Raw genomic sequence first — 17,817 nt, forward strand, 5'->3', positions numbered from 1 at the left:
CGAGCTCGCCTGGCTACTCGCTGCCCATCTGAGGCTCTTAACTCGCCGCTTGGCCAGACCTTGAAGACGTCTACGCTTTTTGAGTCAGGCTCTCAGGATGAGGAGTTAAAGCCGTTACCGCTTCGAGGGCATCGCCACGTTCCGACCGATCCCCTCGGGCCGCGGCACGACGCTATGAGCTTTGACCACCGCCGCGATGCGCTCGCTTATGTCTGGCGGAAAAGCCGCCACCTTTCGTGAGCCCATGTCGATATGCAGCGACATGTTCTCCGACGTGGCGGACACCCACCCCTCGGTGGCGTGTCGCAGCTCCTGGAACGTGTGGAGGCGCCTGTCGTCGGCCTCCAGCAGCCAGACCGAGACCTGCACGGGATCGCCGAGGTGGATTTCGCGCAAATACCGCACGTGGCATTCGGCGGTGAAGGTCGAGCCGCCCCGCTCCTTCATGTAGCCCGGCCCGATCCCGAGCGTCAGCCACATCTGGTCGACCGCGCGGTCGAACATCACGTTGTAATAGGCCATGTTGAGGTGGCCGTTGTAGTCGATCCATTGCGGCTCGATCTGCATGATCGAGGCGCTGAATGGCACGGCGTTGGTCGCTGTGGCGGCAGTGTCCGGCATGTATCCTTCCCCAGCTATGCGCCCGGTCGCTTGACTTGACCGGTGAGATGTCCTTTGCCACGGTTCGTCTCGTCGGGAGGACTATCCGTGGGTACGACCATCACCAATAATCCGCCGCGGCCGGCGCCGAAAGCCCTCGCGAGCGCGCTGGAGCAGCTTGCCGCGCGGTTCGGCAACCGCCTCATCACCTCGCAGGCCGTCCGCGAGCAGCACGGCCATACCACCACATGGATCGTCAACCAGCCGCCGGACGGCGTGGTGATGGCGCAGGAGACCGCCGACATCCAGGACGTGGTGCGGATCTGCGCGAAAAACGGCGTGCCCGTCATCGCCTTCGGCACCGGCACCTCGCTCGAGGGCCAGGTCAACGCACCCGCGGGCGGCATCTGCATCGACCTGCGCGACATGAACAAGGTGCTCGCGGTGCATTCCGAGGATCTCGACTGCGTGATCCAGCCCGGGGTCACCCGCAAGGCGCTCAACGAGCATCTGCGCGACCAGGGCCTGTTCTTCCCGATCGACCCCGGCGCGGACGCCTCCCTCGGTGGCATGGCCTCGACCCGCGCCTCCGGCACCAACGCGGTGCGCTACGGCACCATGCGTGACAGTGTGCTGGCGCTGAAAGTGGTCCGCGGCGACGGCGAGATCATCACGACCGGCACGCGTGCGAAGAAATCATCCGCCGGCTACGACCTGACGCATCTGTTCGTCGGCGCCGAGGGCACGCTCGGCATCATCTCGGAACTGACCATCCGCCTGCGCGGCATCCCCGATACGATCGCGGCCGGCGCGGTGTCGTTCGAGACCGTGCATGGGGCGTGTCAGGCCGTGATCCTGGCGATCCAGACCGGCATTCCCGTGGCGCGCATCGAACTGCTCAACGCTGCGCAGGTGCGGGCCTGCAACGCCTATTCGAAGCTGACGCTGCCGGAAACGCCGCTCCTGCTGATGGAATTCCACGGCAGCGAGATCGAGGTCGCCGAGCAGTCCAAGGCCTTCGGCGAGATCGCAAAGGACTGCGGCGGCGGCGATTTCTCCTGGACCACCAAGCCGGAAGATCGCACAAAACTGTGGCAGGCGCGGCACGACGCTTATTGGTCGGTGAAGGCGCTGCGGCCCGGTGATAGCATCGGCGTGGTCGCGACCGACGTCTGCGTGCCGATCTCGCGGCTTGCCGAATGCGTCAGCGAGACCGAGGAAGATCGCAAGCGCCTCAACCTGTTGTCGCCGATCGTCGGTCATGTCGGCGACGGCAATTTCCACTGCTCGCTGGTCTGCGACACCAACGATGCCGACGAGATGGCGCGCGGCGAGGAGTTCATGCATCGGCTGGTCGAGCGCGCGCAGGCGATGGACGGCACCTGCACCGGCGAGCACGGCATCGGCCAGGGCAAGCAGAAATACCTCAAGGCGGAACTCGGCCCCGAGGCGATCGACGCGATGCGGGCGCTGAAAAAGGCGCTCGATCCGCAGAACATCTTCAATCCCGGGAAGATCGTACCGGAGGCGTAGCGCGCGGCGTGGCCGCCGTTTATGCTCGCTCCCTCACCACGGAGCAGGCAATGCAGTGGTTCGCGCGCAAGACGCGCCAGGACATCTGGGACGAAGCGATCGAACGGCCGCTCGGCGACATCGAGGCCGCCGAGCGCATCCGTGCGATCTGTGAGGCCGCTGCGGCGAGTGCGGCAGGGTCCGCGCGCAACGATAAGCGCGACAGCGAGCGCTACGAGCGCGCGGCCAAGGTCGCAATGGAAATCGCGATGAAGATCTTGGATGGACTGATGCGCGATGACGCAGTCCGTCGCATCGTCGATCTCTGCATGACAGCGAACGACCTCAAGACGGCGCAGATCCTGTTTCGCGCGATCCATGCCAGCTGGATCCGCGAAACGATCCAGCGCGATCACCCGACATTGGCGCAGTGAAGGCGGTTCGCTCCCTCCCCCGCTTGCGGGGGAGGGCTGGGGAGAGGGTATCTCCGCAACGGGGCAATCCCCTAGAGGAAAGAACCCTCACCCGGTGCGCGGGACGATGCTTCGCATCGCCCGGGACGCGCCGACCTCTCCCGCAAGCGGGCGAGGTGCACCGAGACCGCGGCATGTCGGTTCAACTCAAAACCCGCATGACTCTATGTCGCCAGCTTGCGCACGGCCTCGTCGACGCTGTGGAAGACGTGCTCCTGGGGCAGCGCCTCGAACAGTTTGAACCGCTCGAACGCGTCCTGCGCGCGCACCGATTCCAGCCGGGCCAATGCGACCGTGACGCCCTGTTCGCTGCACGCCCTGAACATGTCGAGCAGGATCTGCGCGGCGGTGAAGTCGATCTCGACCATGCCGCTCGCCTCCAGCACCAGCAACTGCGGGGGCGTCGCGCCGAGCACCTTGGTCACGTCGCTGCGAAAGCCGGGCGCGTTGAGGAACGACAGCGGCGCCTGCAGCCCGATCACGGCGACGCCGGCGATGCGCTCGCCGGCGATGTGCGGATGCGCCGGCCACCAGATCGTGGTGCCCGGCACGCGCTCGAACTCGACCAGCCGTGCGCGCGTCGTGCTCCAGATGCCGTGCAGCAGCGACAGCACGATGCCGAGGAATGCACCCTGCTGGATCGGCAGCACGATGATCAGCGCGGCGGTGGCGGCGATCAGCAGGAATTCGCTCGGGGATTGGCGATAGATCGTGACGATCTGCTTCACGCGGATGATGCGCAGCGCGACGAACAGCAGGATGCCGCCGAGGGCTGCGTCCGGAACGTGCTGCAGCAACCCCGTTCCAAACGCGAGCAGCGCCAGCACGATTGTCCCCGCGGCGAGGCCCGCGAGCTGCGATTGTCCGCCGGTCTCGGCGACAATGCCCGTCCGCGGCGGGCTGGCATTGACCGGAAACGCGCCGAACAGGCCCGACAGCACGCTGCCGGCGCCCGCGCCGAGGAAATCGCGATCGACATCGGCCGGCTTGTCGGGATCCGACGGGAACGAGCGCGTCGTCGCCGCGGTCTGCACCATCACCACGACGGTGATGACAAAGGCGAGCGGCACGAGGCGGACCCATTGCTCCGGCGCAAGCTCGGGGAAGGTCGGCCGCGGCAGCGTGCCCGGCACGAGGCCTACGACATTGACGCCCTTGCTCTCGAGGCCGAGGGCGATCGTGGCCAGGGTCGCTGCGACGAGCCCGATCAGCGCGCCGGGAATTTTTGCGCTGACCTTCTCGGAGAGAAAGACCACGGCCAGCACACCGAAGCCGATGCACAGCGTGAAGGGATTGCTGCGGCCGAGCTCGCTTGCGAGCACACCGATGCGATCGAGCGTCGGTCCGCCCGGCGATTCCAGACCCAGCACGCCCGGCAATTGCGATACGATGATGTGGACGGAGATGCCGGCGAGGAAGCCGACCATGACGGGCACCGACAAGAGATTGGCGATGCCGCCGAGGCGAAAGGCGCCGCCGGCCAGCATCATTGCGCCGACCATCAGCGCCAGCGCGATCGCGAGCCCCTGATACTCAGGCGAGCCGGCGACGGCCAACGCCGCCAGTCCGCCGGCGAAGATCGGCGTGATCGTGGAATCGGCGCCGCAGGACAGGAAGCGGTTGCCGCCGAGCATCGCAAAGCCGAGCGACCCTGCCATGAAGGCGAAGAAGCCGATCTGCGGCGCGAAGCCCCCGAGCCGCGCCGTGGCCATCTGCTCGGGAATCGCGATTGCCGCCAGCGTCAGCCCCGCCATCAGGTCGCCCGGCAGCGAGTAGGAAGCGAGCGAGCGGAATAGCGGCCATGATGTTGCGGTGTGAGCGTCCTGCGCCATCAGCAGCGAATCCCCGAAGCGTTCCGTTGGCCGACCAGACCACAGCTGCCGGTCGTCGGCAAACATGCGGTTGCCGGCCTCGCCTGTATATCGTGCGACACCGCAGGGCTCGCAGGCACTTATCGCGTCTGCGAGCCCCACGCGCACTCTCGCGAGACTGCGCCCTATGGCTTCGACGCCTGCGCCTGTTTCAGCGCGCTCTTGCAGCCATCCGACAGCTGGTTGAAATGCTCGATCATGCACTGCTTGACGCGGCCGCCTCCCGGCATGATGCCGGAGCACAGCGCGCGCATGTCCGCGGTGCACGCTTGGCGTACCTCCTGTCGCGGTTGCTCGGCGGACGCGGCGCCCGCGGACGATACCGCGACCAACGCGGCGATGATGGCCGCGATCGCGCGTCGCAGCTCCCGCAGCTGTACAGGTCTCACCATGCGCAGACCCTCCGCGCGCCGAATGGCGTGCTGGTCCACCAACAGGCCCCCGGATAGGGAGGCGCCGCATAGGCATAGGGTGGATGGGCATAAGGCATGATGTTCCGCCGGCACAGGCCGTTGGCGGTCAGGTGCCAGCCGGGCCCGCAGCCGCCGCTGACTTCGGTGGGCCCGTCGGACATGGCGGGGTGAGGGCTGGGGGTGAAGGCTAGCGCGGCCGAACCTGCGGCCAGTGCGGCTGCCGCGGCCGACGCCAAGATCGTCAATCGTCGCATTCGAGATATCCATGTTTCAGGTTGGAGAGAAGGCAGTCCGCGCCACTGTTCTGACCCTGGGCCGGATTTCCACGGTCGCGCGGCGCGACGGTCAGTACCGGTATCCGTAATAGGGATGGGTCACGACCGTGCCGCTGCGCGTCACGCTATTGCCGTTTGGCCCCGTGGTGGTGCGCGTGTAGTCGAATGCATGCGGACCCACGCGCGTGATGCTGCCGCCGCGTGCGATCGTGCCGCCATAGGGCCCCGTCACCGAAGCCGAACGCGAGCAGGTACCGCCGGCGCATCCGCCGCTGGCGCTGCCGTAGTAGGTGCCGCGCCAAGTCGTGACGCTGCTGCTGCGAACCCAGGCGTTTGCATCGGAGGCGCTCGTGAGGGCCAGCACCGTTGCGAGTGATAGCGAAGCCAGAATGGGTTTCATCGGATACTCCCGTTTGCGAGGACGCTCCGGAACGAGACCGGTCGCCGCATGGGGGCCAATCTCGCCTCGATCTTTTGCCGTGATGTTGCCGGCGAGGCCGGATATGTAACGTTTTGTAACGAGTGATGGGCTCGCCACATTCCCGCCGGCGGGTTGCTCGATAGAGGCCGCGATGGACACTCGGACGATCATGATCGTGGAGGACGACCGCGAGATCCGCGCGCTCCTGGCGGACCTGCTGGCGCGGGAGGGCTATGCGCCGGTTTGCGTCGAGAGCGGCGCGGCGATGGACCGGGCGCTGACGCAGGCATGCCCGGATCTCATCGTGCTTGACATCATGCTGCCCGGCGAGGACGGACTGTCGATCTGCCGGCGCCTGCGCAGCAAGGGCCGCACGCCGATCCTGATGCTGACGGCCAAGGCCGACGATGTCGACCGCATCATCGGCCTGGAGCTCGGCGCCGACGATTATCTGCCGAAGCCCTTCAATCCCCGGGAATTACTGGCGCGCATCAAGGCCGTTTTGCGGCGTGTGGACGGCCCGCTGCAGATGCAGCCGTCGCGGCGCATTGCTTTCGGCAGGCTGGTGGCCGATCTCGACGGGCGCAGCCTGACCAACGACCAGGACTGCATCGTCGAGTTGACGTCAGCGGAGTTTGATCTGCTGGCATGTTTCCTCGAACGGCCCAAACGGGTGCTGTCACGCGACCAGTTGCTCGACTGGACGCGCGGCCGGACCGCGGATCCGTTCGACCGCGTCATCGACGTGTCGGTCAGCCGGCTGCGCCGCAAGCTCGTCGCCGCGGATCCCAAGGCTGAGCTCTCGATCAGGACCGTGCGCAATGGCGGCTATCTCTTCAGTGCTGACGTCCGCTCGCTCTGAGCACGGAGCCTGTGCGGGATGAGCAGGCTTCACATTGCCGCCCGCCTCGGCCTTATCGTCGTCGGCGCCATCATTCTCGTGCAGTTGCTGTCGGTCGCCATCTATTTCGTGGAGCAGCGCGGCCGCGGCGAGCCGTCCGGATTTACCGCTTTGTTCGCGCAGGTCGCGGCCTTGGCGGAGGCGATCGACAGGGTCCCGCGCGACGATCGTGACCTGGTGCTGCGCGCGGCCACGACGGCGCGATTCAAGCCGGTCGTGCGTCAGGACGTGCCGCCGAACCCGTTGCATGGCCGTTTCCTGGGCAGCGCGGAGCAACGGCTGCGCGCGCTGAGCGGTGTGCCGGCGGAGCGGCTGGTCGCATTGTCCTTCGTCAACGTCAGGGACGGCCAGCAGGTGGCCCGCTTGCGTGATCTCGTCACCTCGCGCCTGCAAGCCGTCATTGAACTTGCTGGCGGCGGCTATCTGGTGATCGAGACCGCAGGCGAGCTCAGCCTTCGCCTGCTCGGCATTCCTGTCGGCCTGCTGGCCGGAATTCTCGGCTTCGTGGTCGCTTTGGCGGCCTTGCTCGCGGTCCGCCACGAGACCAGGCCGCTGTCCGAGTTGACCGTCGCCATCGAGCGCTTCGGCGCTGCCATGGAGACCATGCCGGTCAGCGAGCGGGGTGCTCCCGACGTCCGGGCGCTGATCCGCGCCGTCAACGCCATGCAGGCGAACATCGCCGAACTGCTGCGCAGCCGCACCCTCGTGCTCGGCGCGATCAGCCATGATCTGCGCACCTATGTCACGCGGCTGCGGCTACGTCTCGAGCTGCTGCCCGAAAGCGTGCAGCGGGACAAGGCAACCGCCGATCTGGACGACATGCAATCGCTGATGGATGATGCGCTCGCCTTTGTCCGCGCCTCGTTCGCGGGCCCGTCAGCGGAGACCGTCGATCTAGCTCGTGTCGCGCGGACCGAGTACGAAGCGCGCAGGGGCGCCTGCGCAGCGGTGACGCTCACCTGCGAAGATCCGGCTCTCCTCATCCGCGGCTCGGCTGCGGGCATGGCTCGGGTCGTTGCCAATCTGGTCAACAACGCCATCCTCTATGGCGGCGCCGCGGACATCTCCTTGCATGCCGAGACCGGTGTGATCGAACTCCTGGTCGAGGACCGCGGGCCGGGAATCCCGGTCGACGAACGCACCCGCGTCTTCGATCCATTCTATCGGCGGGAGACCTCGCGCAGCCGCGACAGCGGCGGCGCAGGATTGGGACTCACAATCGTGAGGCAAGTTGTCGAAAGCAACGGCGGCACGGTCGCCATCGAGGATCGTCCCGGTGGCGGCACGCGTGTCCGCGTCCGGCTGCCACGCGAGCGGTCTCAGTAACGGCTGCGATAGCCGTCGCCGCGTCCCGGGCCGCCGTAGTTGCCGCCTCGGCCGCCCATGCCCATGCCAATTCCGATGCCTATTCCGACACCGACGGCTTCCGGCGGCGGGCCGGGGGGCGGCGCGCGCTCGTAGATCACTTCATCAGGCGGCGGCCGGCGCTGCCTGGGTGGCGTGTCGACCACTTTGCGCTTCGGCGGCGTGTCGTCGACGCGCTTCTTGATGACCGGAGCAACGATTGGCCTGACCGGTGTGGCCGGTGTCGACGGCGTCGAGCACGGGCAGGTTGGCGCCATCGCAACGGCGACCGGGGCGGGAGCGGCCGCGACCGCGGCAGGCAAGGCATAGTTGCGGTTCTGCACGCGGAGCAGCAGCCTGCGTGCGGTCGCAGCCAGATCGCTGTTGTCCCAGTTCGCCAGATAAGCCTCGAACGAGGCGCGGGTGTTGATCGCGGTGGCGCGCTCCCAGGCCAGCATCTGGCGCCGGCGCTCCAGCACCGTGCGAAGCCGCGGCGTACGGGTGTCCTGAGCGTACAACTCTATGTAAGCCTGATACGCCGGCACGGTGTCGTCGGTAATCACGATCTCATAGGCGACCATGGCCGGCTTGCCCTGCAAATCCTTGCGCCAGTCCTCGAGGCTGCGCGTGCCGCTCGCGAGTGCCATGGAGGATGCGCCAGGAAGCGCGGTCTGAGCGCTGCTGCTATCGCCGCCGAAGAACTTGAAGTCGGTCGTCAGCGACGAGCTTTCCCAGGGGATCTGGCGTCCGTCGGTCGATTGCGCCACGGCGACGCGAATGCGCTTGAAGACTTCCTCGATCGGCAGATTGGGCTGCTTGGCGACGGTCAAAGCTGCGGTGGTGTAGGGGCTGTCGATGCCGGTGCCGTCCTCGGCCTCCGCGCCGGGCGAGGTCGAATAGGAAATGAAGGTGCCCTGCGCGCCCGCCTTGGTGTCGACGATCGCAAGCCCGTGGCCGGTGCCGCTGAGCGCGGGGAAAGGATTGTTGCGGCAGGCATCGAGCATGAAGATGCGCGCCCGCGTCGGCAACGCGCCGAGCGTGTTGAGCAAATCGTTCAGCCGCACGCCCTGCAGCGGGATGTCGGCCTCGCGCTTGGGATCGAGATCGACCGGAACCAGATAGTTCTCGCCGTCGATCTGGAGGCCGTGGCCGGCATAGAACACCAGTGCGACGGTGTCGGCGCCGCTGGCGCTGACCTTGCCGGCGAAATCCGAGATCGCCTGACGCATGTCGTTCTGCGCCAGATTGGATGCCGTGGTGACGGTGAAGCCTGCATTGCCGAGCAGCTCCGTCATGCCCTTGGCGTCGTTGGCTGCGTTGGGAAGTTCCGGCACGGTGCGATAGGCCGATTGACCGATCACGAGCGCGAGCCGCGCTTCGGCCGCGGCCTCCGTCGGCATCGTCAATTGCGTGAGCGCTAGAAGACCGGATGCAAGAAACAAATTGCGAAGAACTGGACGGCGCATGGTGTCACCTCCATCGGCAATGCGCGCGATGATGTCACCTTTTCTAGGTGGTCGCCATGCGTCTGTCTGTGCACTGGATCACGTTGAGCTGCGGCAAAATGGGGCAGGGGGTCTGCCAGAGGTGGTGCAGCATAGTTCTGGCGCAATCCATGTGAATTGCGCATTGATCCATGCGCCAATTGGATTGATCCCCAATGCTGCGCGAAAGCATCTTCTCGCGCATCGGCCCCATGCCGATCTGAGCGAGAATCCCGCAAGAAACATGGCTGTTTCGCCGCGCGCTGATGCCCTCGATCTTCGCGACGCGCCGCTTTGCGACGACCGGCCGCAAGCCTTGCCTGCGCCGTCGCTTTGGCCATACAGTCCGCGCAACGGGCTGCGGCAACGTCCGCGGCGCGAAAAACAATAATCGGGGAGAGACCGCACCATGCCCATCGTGCCCGTGAACCGTCGCGCGTTCATCAAGTCGTCGACGGGACTTGCCGCCGGCCTCGTGTTCTCCCCCGCACTCATCGGCCGTGCCGAAGCCGCGACGCTGAAGCTGAAATGCTCCTCCTCGCTGCCGAACGACCCCAAATTCGCCAACGGCCGCGTCTATTACGACAATCTCGTCAAGAACCTGAAGGCGAACGGCCTCGGTGAGCAGGTCGAGGTCGCGTTCTTTCCCGACAACCAATTGGGTCAGGAAATCGATGTTATCAACTCCGTGAAGCTTGGCGTCATCGACCTCATGGTGTCGGGCTCGTCGATCTCGGCCAATCTGGTGCCGCTGGTCGGCACCTTTGATCTCGGCTTTCTGTTCTCGAGCTTCCCGCAGCAAACCAAGGCGTTCGACGCCGGAGCCGCCAAGCCGATCGAGGACGCGCTGCTCAAGGGTAGCAACATCCGCATCATCGCCTGGGCCTATAATTTCGGCTCGCGCAGCGTACTGGCGCGGAAGCCCGTGAAGACGCCGGAAGATCTCGCCGGTCTCAAGATCCGCACGCTGCCAAATCCGGTCATCACGGAATGCCTGCGCCTGATGGGCGCCGCCGCGACGCCGCTGGCGTTCGGCGAAATCTACACGGCATTGCAGGCCGGCGTGCTGGACGGGCTGGAGCACGATCCGCCGACCATCCTGGCCAGCAAGTTCTTCGAAACCGCCAAATTCTATGCGCTGACGCAGCACAATTTCTCGCCGCTCGCGATCTATTTCAGCGACATGACCTACAACCGCATGGATCCGAAGCTGCGCGAGGGCTTCCTCGATGCCGCGAAAAAGGCCGCGGCCGACACGCGCACCCACGGGCTCGCGGTCGAGAAGGAGGCGCTGTCGGCTTTGACCGAAAAGGGCGTGACGGTCGCCGAATGCGACCGCGAGGCGTTCAAAAAGCGCGTCGCGCCGCAGCACGAGAACTTCATCAAGGCGCGGCCGGACTCCAAGGCCGTCATCGACATCATCCGCGCCACGCAGGCCTGACGTGGCAATGACAGCTGCCGTATCTCTCTCGGGCGGCCGCCACGGGAGCATCGCCCTGCTGCTTCGCGTCAGCGACGCGATCGCGGCCTTCCTGCTGGCCGCGGATCTCGTCGTCGTCTGCGGTTCCGTGCTGCTGCGCTTCTGCTTCAACGCGCCGGTGGAGTGGTCCGACGACGTCGCGCGCGGCCTGATGGTCGGCTCGGCCTTCTTCGGCGCGGCGAGTGCGCTCGCGCGCGGCGAGAATGTCGGCGTCTCCTTCTTCCGCGACCTGGCTCCGGTACGGCTGCGCGCGCTGGTCGACGCGGCCAGCGCGCTGCTCGTGGTGCTGATCTCGGCCTATGTCGCCTACAATGCCATCAAGCTCGGCTCGCTGACGGCGGGTCAGACCACCGGATCGGGTCTGCCGCTGGAGCTGACCTTCTACCCGATGGGCGTTGGCGCGCTGTTCATGACGGTGTTCGCGATCGACCAGCTCTGCGCCAGGCCGCTCCCCGACATCGTCAGAGGCCTCGTTGCGGTCGCCGTCGTGACAGGCCTCTATCTCGCATGGGATTATCTGTCGCCCGCCACGGTGCCGTCGGCGGGCACGCTGATGCTGATCGGCTTCTTCGCGACGCTGGTCGGCGGCTTGCCGATCGGCTTTGCGCTGGCGCTGGCCGCGCTGATTTTCATCTGGGTCGAGGGCGCGCTGCCCGGCGTGATCTTCGCCCAGCAGATGGCGCGCGGCATCGACAATTTCGTGTTGCTCGCGATTCCCTTCTTCATCCTCGTCGGCTACCTCATGGAAGCCAACGGCATGTCGGTGCGCCTGATTGAGCTGTTGCAGCGCGGGGTCGGCCGTATGCGCGGCGGCTTGAACGTCGTGATGGTGGCCTCGATGGTGCTGTTCTCCGGCATCTCCGGTTCGAAGATGGCCGACGTCGCTGCCGTCGGCTCCGTGCTGATCCCGGCGGCGCGCCGCTCCAAGCAGAATCCGGGCGGCGCGGTGGCGCTGCTCGCGGCCTCCGCCGTGATGGCGGAAACCATTCCGCCCTGCATCAACCTGATCATCCTGGGTTTCGTCGCGAATTTGTCGATCGGCGGCCTGTTCGTCGCAGGGCTGTTGCCGGCCGCGCTGATGGCGCTAGTCCTGATCGCCGTCTCCATCATCTTCGGCAAGACTCCAGCTGAAACTCCAGCTGATGCCGAGAACATCGAGCCGCAGATTCCGGTGTCGGGTCTGTGGAGCGGCGCGATCGCCTCGTTCGGCCTGATCTTCATGATCTTCTTCGGCTTCAAGAGCGGCTTTGCCACGGCGACAGAAATTTCCGCCTTTGCCGTGGCCTACGCGCTCATCGTCGGCAGTGTCGTGTTTCGCGAGCTCAGCTTCACATCGGCCGCGCACAGCTTCGTCCAGGGCGCAACGCGCGCGGGGCTCGTGCTGTTCATCGTCGCGGCGGCGCAGTCGCTGGCGTTCACGCTGACCTTGCAGCAGGTGCCGCATGCGGTCGGCGATTTCATGCTGGGATTGTCCAAGACCAGCGGCACCTGGCTGTTCATCCTGCTCGCGATTGGCGTGCTGATCGTGATGGGCTCGGTGCTGGAGGGCGCGGCCGCGCTGATCATCTTCGGGCCGTTGCTGCTGCCGGTGGCTGTGCAGCTCGGTATCGATCCCCTGCATTTCGGCGTCGTGCTCGTGATCGCGATGGGCATCGGCCTGTTCGCGCCGCCGCTCGGGCTCGGGCTCTACGGCGCCTGCCTGATCGGCAATGTGCCGATCGAGCAGACCGTGAAGCCGATCATGGGCTATCTCGGCCTGTTGTTCCTTTGCCTGCTCGTGATCGCGTTCGTGCCGTGGCTCAGCACGGCATTGCCGCGTGCGTTCGGCTATTGAGGGAGTGTTGCCGTGAAAGTCCTGCTGGCCCACACGCCGGAGATGCGCCGCAATTACTACGGCGATCGCAGCCTGAACGGTTTGCGCGCGACCGCCGAGGTGATCCTGCACGAGAGCGATGAGACGCTGGTCTCAGCCAGCCTCGTGCGCGCTGCGCAAGATGTCGACATCATCGTGGCCGATCGCATGACCGAGGGACGCGGCGAGATCTTTGCGCAACTGCCGCGCCTGCGCGCCTTCGTCCGCTGCGCCGTCGACATCCGCAACGTCGACGTCGAGGCCGCCTCGAACGCCGGCGTGCTCGTGACCCGCGCCGGACCTGGCTTCGTGCAAGCCGTTGCCGAGCTCGCGCTCGGCTTCATGGTCGATCTCTCCCGAGGCGTATCCCGGGCGACGGCCGACTACCAGGCCGGCCGCAAGCCGGAAGCTCGGATGGGACGTCAGCTCGCCGGCAGCAGGATCGGCATCATCGGCTATGGCAGCATCGGGCGTTACCTCGCCGACATCGCCAAGGTGATGCGCATGGAGGTGCTGGTCGCAGATCCCTTTGCGACCGTGAGCGACAGCGCCATCCGGCAGGTCAGCCTCGACGAGCTCCTCGCCGCGTCCGACTATGTCGTCTGCCTTGCCGTCGCCAACGAGCAGACCGAAAATCTGATCGGCGAGGCGGCGCTGGCGCGCATGCAGAGGCATGCCGTCTTCATCAATCTCTCGCGCGGCAACCTCGTCGACGAAGCGGCGTTGGCCAAGGCGCTGCTCGAGAATCGTATCGCCGGTGCCGCGATGGATGTCGGCCGCGCGCCCGACCAGATGCCAAGTCCGGAGCTTGCGAAGCTTTCCAACGTCATCGCGACCCCCCATGTCGGCGGCCTGACGCCGCAGGCGATCGAATATCAGTCGCTGGAAACCGTGCGCCAGGTCGAAGCGATCGTCAAAGGCGAGGCCCCGCAAGGCGCCGTCAACGCCGACCGCTGGACACGTCGGCCGTGAACGACCGCGAGCGTGATCTGTTGAGGTCGAATTAGACGCACGCTTTTTCCGTTCCCTCCCCCCTTGTGGGGGAGGGGCAGGGAGGGGGGCCGACTCGGGGACTCTCTCCATCGAGCAGACTCACCGATGCGCCTAGTCTACAACGGAGACGCCTTTTGCTGGGCTACCCCCCTCCCTAGCCCTCCCCCACAAGGGGGGAGGGAACGCATCTCCTTCGAAGCGCTCAGTCGAGTCTCGTCAAATCCGCTCTAAAGCCGGTCCACCGCTTTGAACGTCCCGTCCTTCTGGATCACTGTCAAAAACACCCGCGGCGGCGCGTCGATCATGCGCACGCCGACCGTGACGGTGCTGCCGCTGATGTCGAAGCGGCCGACATCGTTGATGGCGCGCAGCAGGCTCGCGCGCGTCGGTTGCGGTCCGGCTTGTTCCAGCGCCGCGGCCGCGAGGCGGCCGGAGAGGTAGCCTTCGAGTGAAACGAAGTCCGGCGTCAGGGCCGGGTCGAAGGCCGTCTGCGCCGCCTGGTAGTCGGCGACCAGTTTGAGCGATCGGTCCCAGGGAAACGGCACGACCTGCGAGACGATGACGCCTTCGCCCTCGGGACCAAGCTCCCGGGCGAGCGCATTGGCGCCGACGAAGGAGATGTTGACGAAGGTCGGATGAGCGCCGCTGCGATGCGCGAGCTTGATGAACTCCGCGCAGGGACCGTAGGTCCCGACCATGACGATCGCCTCGGGTTCGACGCGCTTGATCGTGCGCCAGGCCGAGGCGACCGCGCGGGTGTTGCGCTCGAAGGTGCCTTCGGCGGCGAGTTCGAGCCCGCGCCTGGCAAGCGCGCGTTTCACGCCGGAAAGACCGTCGCGCCCGAAGGAATCGTCCTGGTAGAAAATGGCGATGCGGGTGAAATGGCGATCTTCCGTGAGGTGCTTGACCCACGCCTCGGCCTCGGCGCCATAGCTCGCACGGATGTTGACCACGTTCGCAAGCTGGAGGTCGCGCAAGAATTCGGCGCCGCTGAACGGACCGATAAAGGGCACGTTCCTGGCGCTGGTGATTGGTATCGTCGCCACCGCGGTCGGCGTGCCCACCGCACCGATCAGCGCGAACACCTTGTCGTCCTCGATCAGCCGCACCGTCTGCGCCACCGAGCGGTCGGGATCGTAGCCGTCGTCGCGGCTGATGAGCTGGAGCTTGCGGCCGTGGACGCCGCCCTTGGCGTTGATCTCGGTGAAGGCTGCGACGATGCCCTGCCGCATCCGCTGTCCGAGTGCGGAGGAAGCGCCCTCGAGCGCGGCGGCCTGGCCAAACAGGATCGTATCCTCGCTGACGCCGATCTCGTCACCTTTCGCTGGGAGCATGGTTGCTGCCAGGAGGACGACGGTCATGACGATGCATGTCGCAGATCGAGATCGATACATCAGGAAAAGTCTTGCCGGTGCGCGGAGTAGTTTCGGGAAAGCTATCTCCGCAGGATGAATCGGCGATGTATCGGCGGCTCCGTACTACACCGGGGAAAACCGGCAACTTATTTCGACAAAGTCCGCATTCTCCTGCATTTCATTAACTAAGGCGGGTAATGCGGAACAGCCGGGTTCTGAAATTGTGCAGTTCTTAACCGCGGTCCTGTTCCGATAGTGGCTCCGGCGGCTCAACCAGAGGTTCGGTTGACCGGGAGAGGGGACGGCGGTTTTTGGAATGGGCGGTCGGGGTCAGAACGATCAGGATCGGAGGCGTATGACCGGATGGTGGCGTGCCGCGCCGCTGCTCGGGCTCTATCGTCCTGCGCTCGTCGCGGTCGGCGTCGGTCTTCTGTTTTCGGTCGCGGGCGCGGCTGCCGTGGCGCGATGGGAAGGCCGCGTCAACAAGATCGAGTTCGAGAAGGCGGCCGAGACCGAAGTGATCGTCATGCAGAACGGCATGAGCGAGTACATCTCCAGGCTCATCGCGCTGCGCACGCTGTTCGAATCGACCAACCAGGAGATCACCCGCAGCGAATTCGAGACCTTCAGCGCCCGCCTGTTCGAGCGCCATCCCGGCATGCTGCGCATCTCCTGGGTGCCGCGCGTGAACCGCAAGGAGCGCGCCGAATACGAGGCCGCGGCGATCACGGACGGCGTGTCCGGCTATCGCATCAAGTCACTCCAGGGCGATGCGTTCGCGACCGCGCCGCAGAGCGACGAATATTTTCCGGTGCTCTACTCGACCCAGCCGAAGACATCTCCGGTCTACGGCATGGACTACGCGACCGTTCCGGAGCGCCGTGCGGTCCTCGAGCGCGCGCGCGACAACGACCGGGTCGCGGCCATTCGCACCCGCCTCTACGAGCCCAAGGAGGGCGGCCGGCTGCCCGACGTTCTCGTCGCCATTCCCGTCTACGCCAAGGGAACGTCGCGCGACATGGTCGTGGACCGGCGCCGCAATCTCGCCGGCTTCGTCGTCGGCGTCTTCGACCTGCCGCTGCTGATCCAGTCCATTCGCGTGACCACTGGGGCAAGCCCCGCGGTCAGTGTGAACGTCTATCCGCCGGTCCCGGGGCAGATGGTCGGCCTGGAGGACATGCTGCCGGATTATTCGTCGGCCGCCACGGCGCCGCAGTCGATGCGGGACGTCGCGCGCACCCTGCACTGGTCGGGCAATCTCAGGATCGGCGACATGGATTGGCAGGTGCGGGCGGTGCCGGCTGCCGGCGGTCCGCTGGAGACGACTTACGATCGCGCGGGCGCCGTGCTGATCGTCGGCATGCTGCTGACGCTGTCGCTTTCGACCTATCTCATGCTCGCAAGCCGCAATTCTCAGCGGCTGTCGCTGGCGAACCGGCGGGTGCTCGAACTCGCCCAGACCGACATCCTGACCGGATTGCCGAACCGCGCCTTCTTCCTCGCCCGGCTCGACGAGCTCAATGGCCGTTTGAAGGACGGCGGTCCGACCTTCTCGATCCTGATGCTCGACCTCGACCGCTTCAAGAACGTCAACGACTCGCTCGGTCACGCTGCCGGCGATGCGCTGCTGCGTCAGGTCGCCCAGCGGCTGAAATCCGCGGTGCGCGTCAGCGACGTGCTGGCCCGGCTCGGCGGCGACGAATTCGCCATCATCCAGGAAGCTTGCGAGGATCAGCGCGCCTGCTCGACCGAACTGGCGGGGCGGATCGCCAAGCTCGTGGCCGAGCCGTTTCTTCTTCCCGGACACCGGGTCGAGATCGGCACCAGCATCGGCATTGCGATCGCGCCCGATCACGGCACCGATCAGGAGCAGCTGCTGAAGAAGGCCGACCTTGCGCTCTACCGCTCGAAATCGTCGGGCCGCAACTGCTTCACCATCTACGACAAGGCGATGTCGGCCGAGCTCGAGGCGCGCAGCACGCTGGAAGGCGATTTGCGCGACGCCATCGCGCGGTGCCAGCTCGAGGTGCATTACCAGCCGTTCGTCGACGCCCTCAGCGGCGCGCGGCGCGGCTTCGAGGCGTTGGTGCGCTGGCGGCATCCGACGCGCGGCTTGATTGCGCCGGACCAGTTCATTCCGCTTGCGGAGGAGACCGGGCTGATCGTGCCGCTCGGCGAGTTCGTGCTGCGACGCGCCTGCGCGGACGCGACAGGCTGGCCGTCCGACCTCGCGGTCGCCGTCAACCTGTCGCCGATCCAGTTCAAGGAGGCCGAGCTGTTCGAGATGATCAGCGCGGCGCTCGCGGATTCCGGGCTGCCGCCCCAGCGGCTGGAGATCGAGATCACGGAATCCGTGCTACTGGAACGTGGCGTCGAGAACCATGCCTTCATGGAGCGGCTGAAGAGCATCGGCATCGCGCTCGCGCTCGACGATTTCGGCACCGGCTATTCGTCGCTCAGCTATCTGACCGCGTTCCCGTTCGACAAGATCAAGATCGACAAGTCGTTCATCCGCAACCTCACGCATCAGCCGCGCAGCTCCGCCATCATCTCCTCGATCGTGACGCTGGCGCGCGGGCTGGACATGTCGGTCACCGCCGAAGGCGTCGAGACCCGCGAGGAATACGAACGGCTGAAGGCGCTCGGCGTCAATTTCGCGCAGGGCTATCTGTTCGGCCGCCCGCAACCCATCGAACGGATCCTGTTCGACGTCCCCGTCAAACCGTCGCAACGCGACGCGGCCTGAGCGCGCGTCTCGTCCTTCGAGACGACCGCTTCGCGGTCTCCGCAGGATGAGGCTAAGCGGCATCGCGGCCTGTTGAATTGCCGCCAAATACTCCGTC

16 protein-coding genes are annotated in these 17,817 nt (G+C 66.0%); 8 read left to right on the forward strand and 8 right to left on the reverse strand.

All coding sequences use genetic code 11. From position 1 onward, the window contains the following. Positions 1–114: 114 nt before the first annotated feature. Complete coding sequence (locus tag C7G41_RS30890; RefSeq protein ID WP_106946076.1) at positions 115–621, reverse strand: thioesterase family protein; 507 nt, start codon at positions 619–621, stop codon at positions 115–117. 87 nt (positions 622–708) lie between these two features. Here C7G41_RS30890 and C7G41_RS30895 point away from each other — a divergent pair, with 87 nt between their 5' ends. Together C7G41_RS30895 and C7G41_RS30900 are read left to right on the forward strand one after the other, a co-directional pair. Then, positions 709–2,133, forward strand: a complete 1,425-nt coding sequence (locus C7G41_RS30895; protein WP_106946077.1) for an FAD-binding oxidoreductase — start codon at positions 709–711, stop codon at positions 2,131–2,133. 50 nt (positions 2,134–2,183) lie between these two features. Then, positions 2,184–2,546: a hypothetical protein gene (locus C7G41_RS30900; protein ID WP_106946147.1), complete on the forward strand. Its 363-nt coding sequence runs from the start codon at positions 2,184–2,186 to the stop codon at positions 2,544–2,546. A gap of 203 nt (positions 2,547–2,749) precedes the next feature. Here the strand turns inward: C7G41_RS30900 and C7G41_RS30910 are convergent, their stop codons facing one another. The 4 genes from C7G41_RS30910 to C7G41_RS30920 all read right to left on the reverse strand — a co-directional run bounded on the left by C7G41_RS30910 (position 2,750) and on the right by C7G41_RS30920 (position 5,544). Continuing rightward, positions 2,750–4,417 (reverse strand): SulP family inorganic anion transporter, encoded by a 1,668-nt coding sequence (locus C7G41_RS30910; protein WP_106946148.1) that lies wholly within the window; start codon positions 4,415–4,417, stop codon positions 2,750–2,752. Between the two features lie 164 nt (positions 4,418–4,581). Beyond that, positions 4,582–4,848, reverse strand: coding sequence for a hypothetical protein (locus C7G41_RS30915; RefSeq protein WP_106946079.1), 267 nt, complete (start codon positions 4,846–4,848; stop codon positions 4,582–4,584). Further along, complete coding sequence (locus C7G41_RS39105; protein WP_373681175.1) at positions 4,842–5,123, reverse strand: GCG_CRPN prefix-to-repeats domain-containing protein; 282 nt, start codon at positions 5,121–5,123, stop codon at positions 4,842–4,844. Before C7G41_RS39105 ends, C7G41_RS30915 begins: the two co-directional genes overlap by 7 nt. Before the next feature lie 91 nt (positions 5,124–5,214). After that, positions 5,215–5,544 (reverse strand): hypothetical protein, encoded by a 330-nt coding sequence (locus C7G41_RS30920; protein ID WP_106946080.1) that lies wholly within the window; start codon positions 5,542–5,544, stop codon positions 5,215–5,217. A gap of 172 nt (positions 5,545–5,716) precedes the next feature. Between C7G41_RS30920 and C7G41_RS30925 the strand changes: the two genes are divergently transcribed. Both C7G41_RS30925 and C7G41_RS30930 read left to right on the forward strand, forming a co-directional pair. Further along, positions 5,717–6,427 carry a response regulator gene (locus tag C7G41_RS30925; RefSeq protein ID WP_106946081.1) on the forward strand — a complete coding sequence of 237 codons (711 nt, stop codon included), beginning with the start codon at positions 5,717–5,719 and terminating at the stop codon, positions 6,425–6,427. Positions 6,428–6,445: 18 nt separating this feature from the next. After that, the gene (locus C7G41_RS30930) at positions 6,446–7,792 is read left to right on the forward strand and encodes a cell wall metabolism sensor histidine kinase WalK (RefSeq protein WP_106946082.1); all 1,347 of its coding nucleotides are present in this window, start codon (positions 6,446–6,448) and stop codon (positions 7,790–7,792) included. On the opposite strand, the gene C7G41_RS30935 is transcribed toward C7G41_RS30930, so the two are convergent. Both C7G41_RS30935 and C7G41_RS37490 read right to left on the reverse strand, forming a co-directional pair. After that, entirely contained in the window at positions 7,786–9,276 is a 1,491-nt protein-coding gene (locus C7G41_RS30935; protein WP_106946083.1) for a caspase family protein, read from the reverse strand. The genes C7G41_RS30930 and C7G41_RS30935 overlap by 7 nt on opposite strands. A gap of 43 nt (positions 9,277–9,319) precedes the next feature. Further along, the gene (locus tag C7G41_RS37490; protein ID WP_106946084.1) at positions 9,320–9,607 is read right to left on the reverse strand and encodes a hypothetical protein; all 288 of its coding nucleotides are present in this window, start codon (positions 9,605–9,607) and stop codon (positions 9,320–9,322) included. A 96-nt stretch (positions 9,608–9,703) separates the two neighbouring features. Here C7G41_RS37490 and C7G41_RS30945 point away from each other — a divergent pair, with 96 nt between their 5' ends. Genes C7G41_RS30945 through C7G41_RS30955 form a run of 3 tightly spaced genes read left to right on the forward strand, consistent with a single transcriptional unit; the run spans position 9,704 to position 13,598 of the window. After that, positions 9,704–10,735, forward strand: a complete 1,032-nt coding sequence (locus C7G41_RS30945) for a TRAP transporter substrate-binding protein (protein WP_106946085.1) — start codon at positions 9,704–9,706, stop codon at positions 10,733–10,735. Positions 10,736–10,742: 7 nt separating this feature from the next. Next, positions 10,743–12,608, forward strand: a complete 1,866-nt coding sequence (locus C7G41_RS30950; RefSeq protein ID WP_199198701.1) for a TRAP transporter large permease subunit — start codon at positions 10,743–10,745, stop codon at positions 12,606–12,608. Positions 12,609–12,620: 12 nt separating this feature from the next. After that, positions 12,621–13,598 carry a hydroxyacid dehydrogenase gene (locus C7G41_RS30955; protein WP_106946087.1) on the forward strand — a complete coding sequence of 326 codons (978 nt, stop codon included), beginning with the start codon at positions 12,621–12,623 and terminating at the stop codon, positions 13,596–13,598. A gap of 248 nt (positions 13,599–13,846) precedes the next feature. On the opposite strand, the gene C7G41_RS30960 is transcribed toward C7G41_RS30955, so the two are convergent. Further along, positions 13,847–15,013 (reverse strand): ABC transporter substrate-binding protein, encoded by a 1,167-nt coding sequence (locus tag C7G41_RS30960; protein ID WP_106946088.1) that lies wholly within the window; start codon positions 15,011–15,013, stop codon positions 13,847–13,849. A 316-nt stretch (positions 15,014–15,329) separates the two neighbouring features. Between C7G41_RS30960 and C7G41_RS30965 the strand changes: the two genes are divergently transcribed. Beyond that, positions 15,330–17,720, forward strand: a complete 2,391-nt coding sequence (locus tag C7G41_RS30965; RefSeq protein ID WP_106946089.1) for an EAL domain-containing protein — start codon at positions 15,330–15,332, stop codon at positions 17,718–17,720. Positions 17,721–17,817: the final 97 nt, after the last annotated feature.

It is taken from the genome of Bradyrhizobium sp. MOS002, assembly GCF_003020115.1.
In the GTDB taxonomy this organism is placed as follows: domain Bacteria; phylum Pseudomonadota; class Alphaproteobacteria; order Rhizobiales; family Xanthobacteraceae; genus Bradyrhizobium.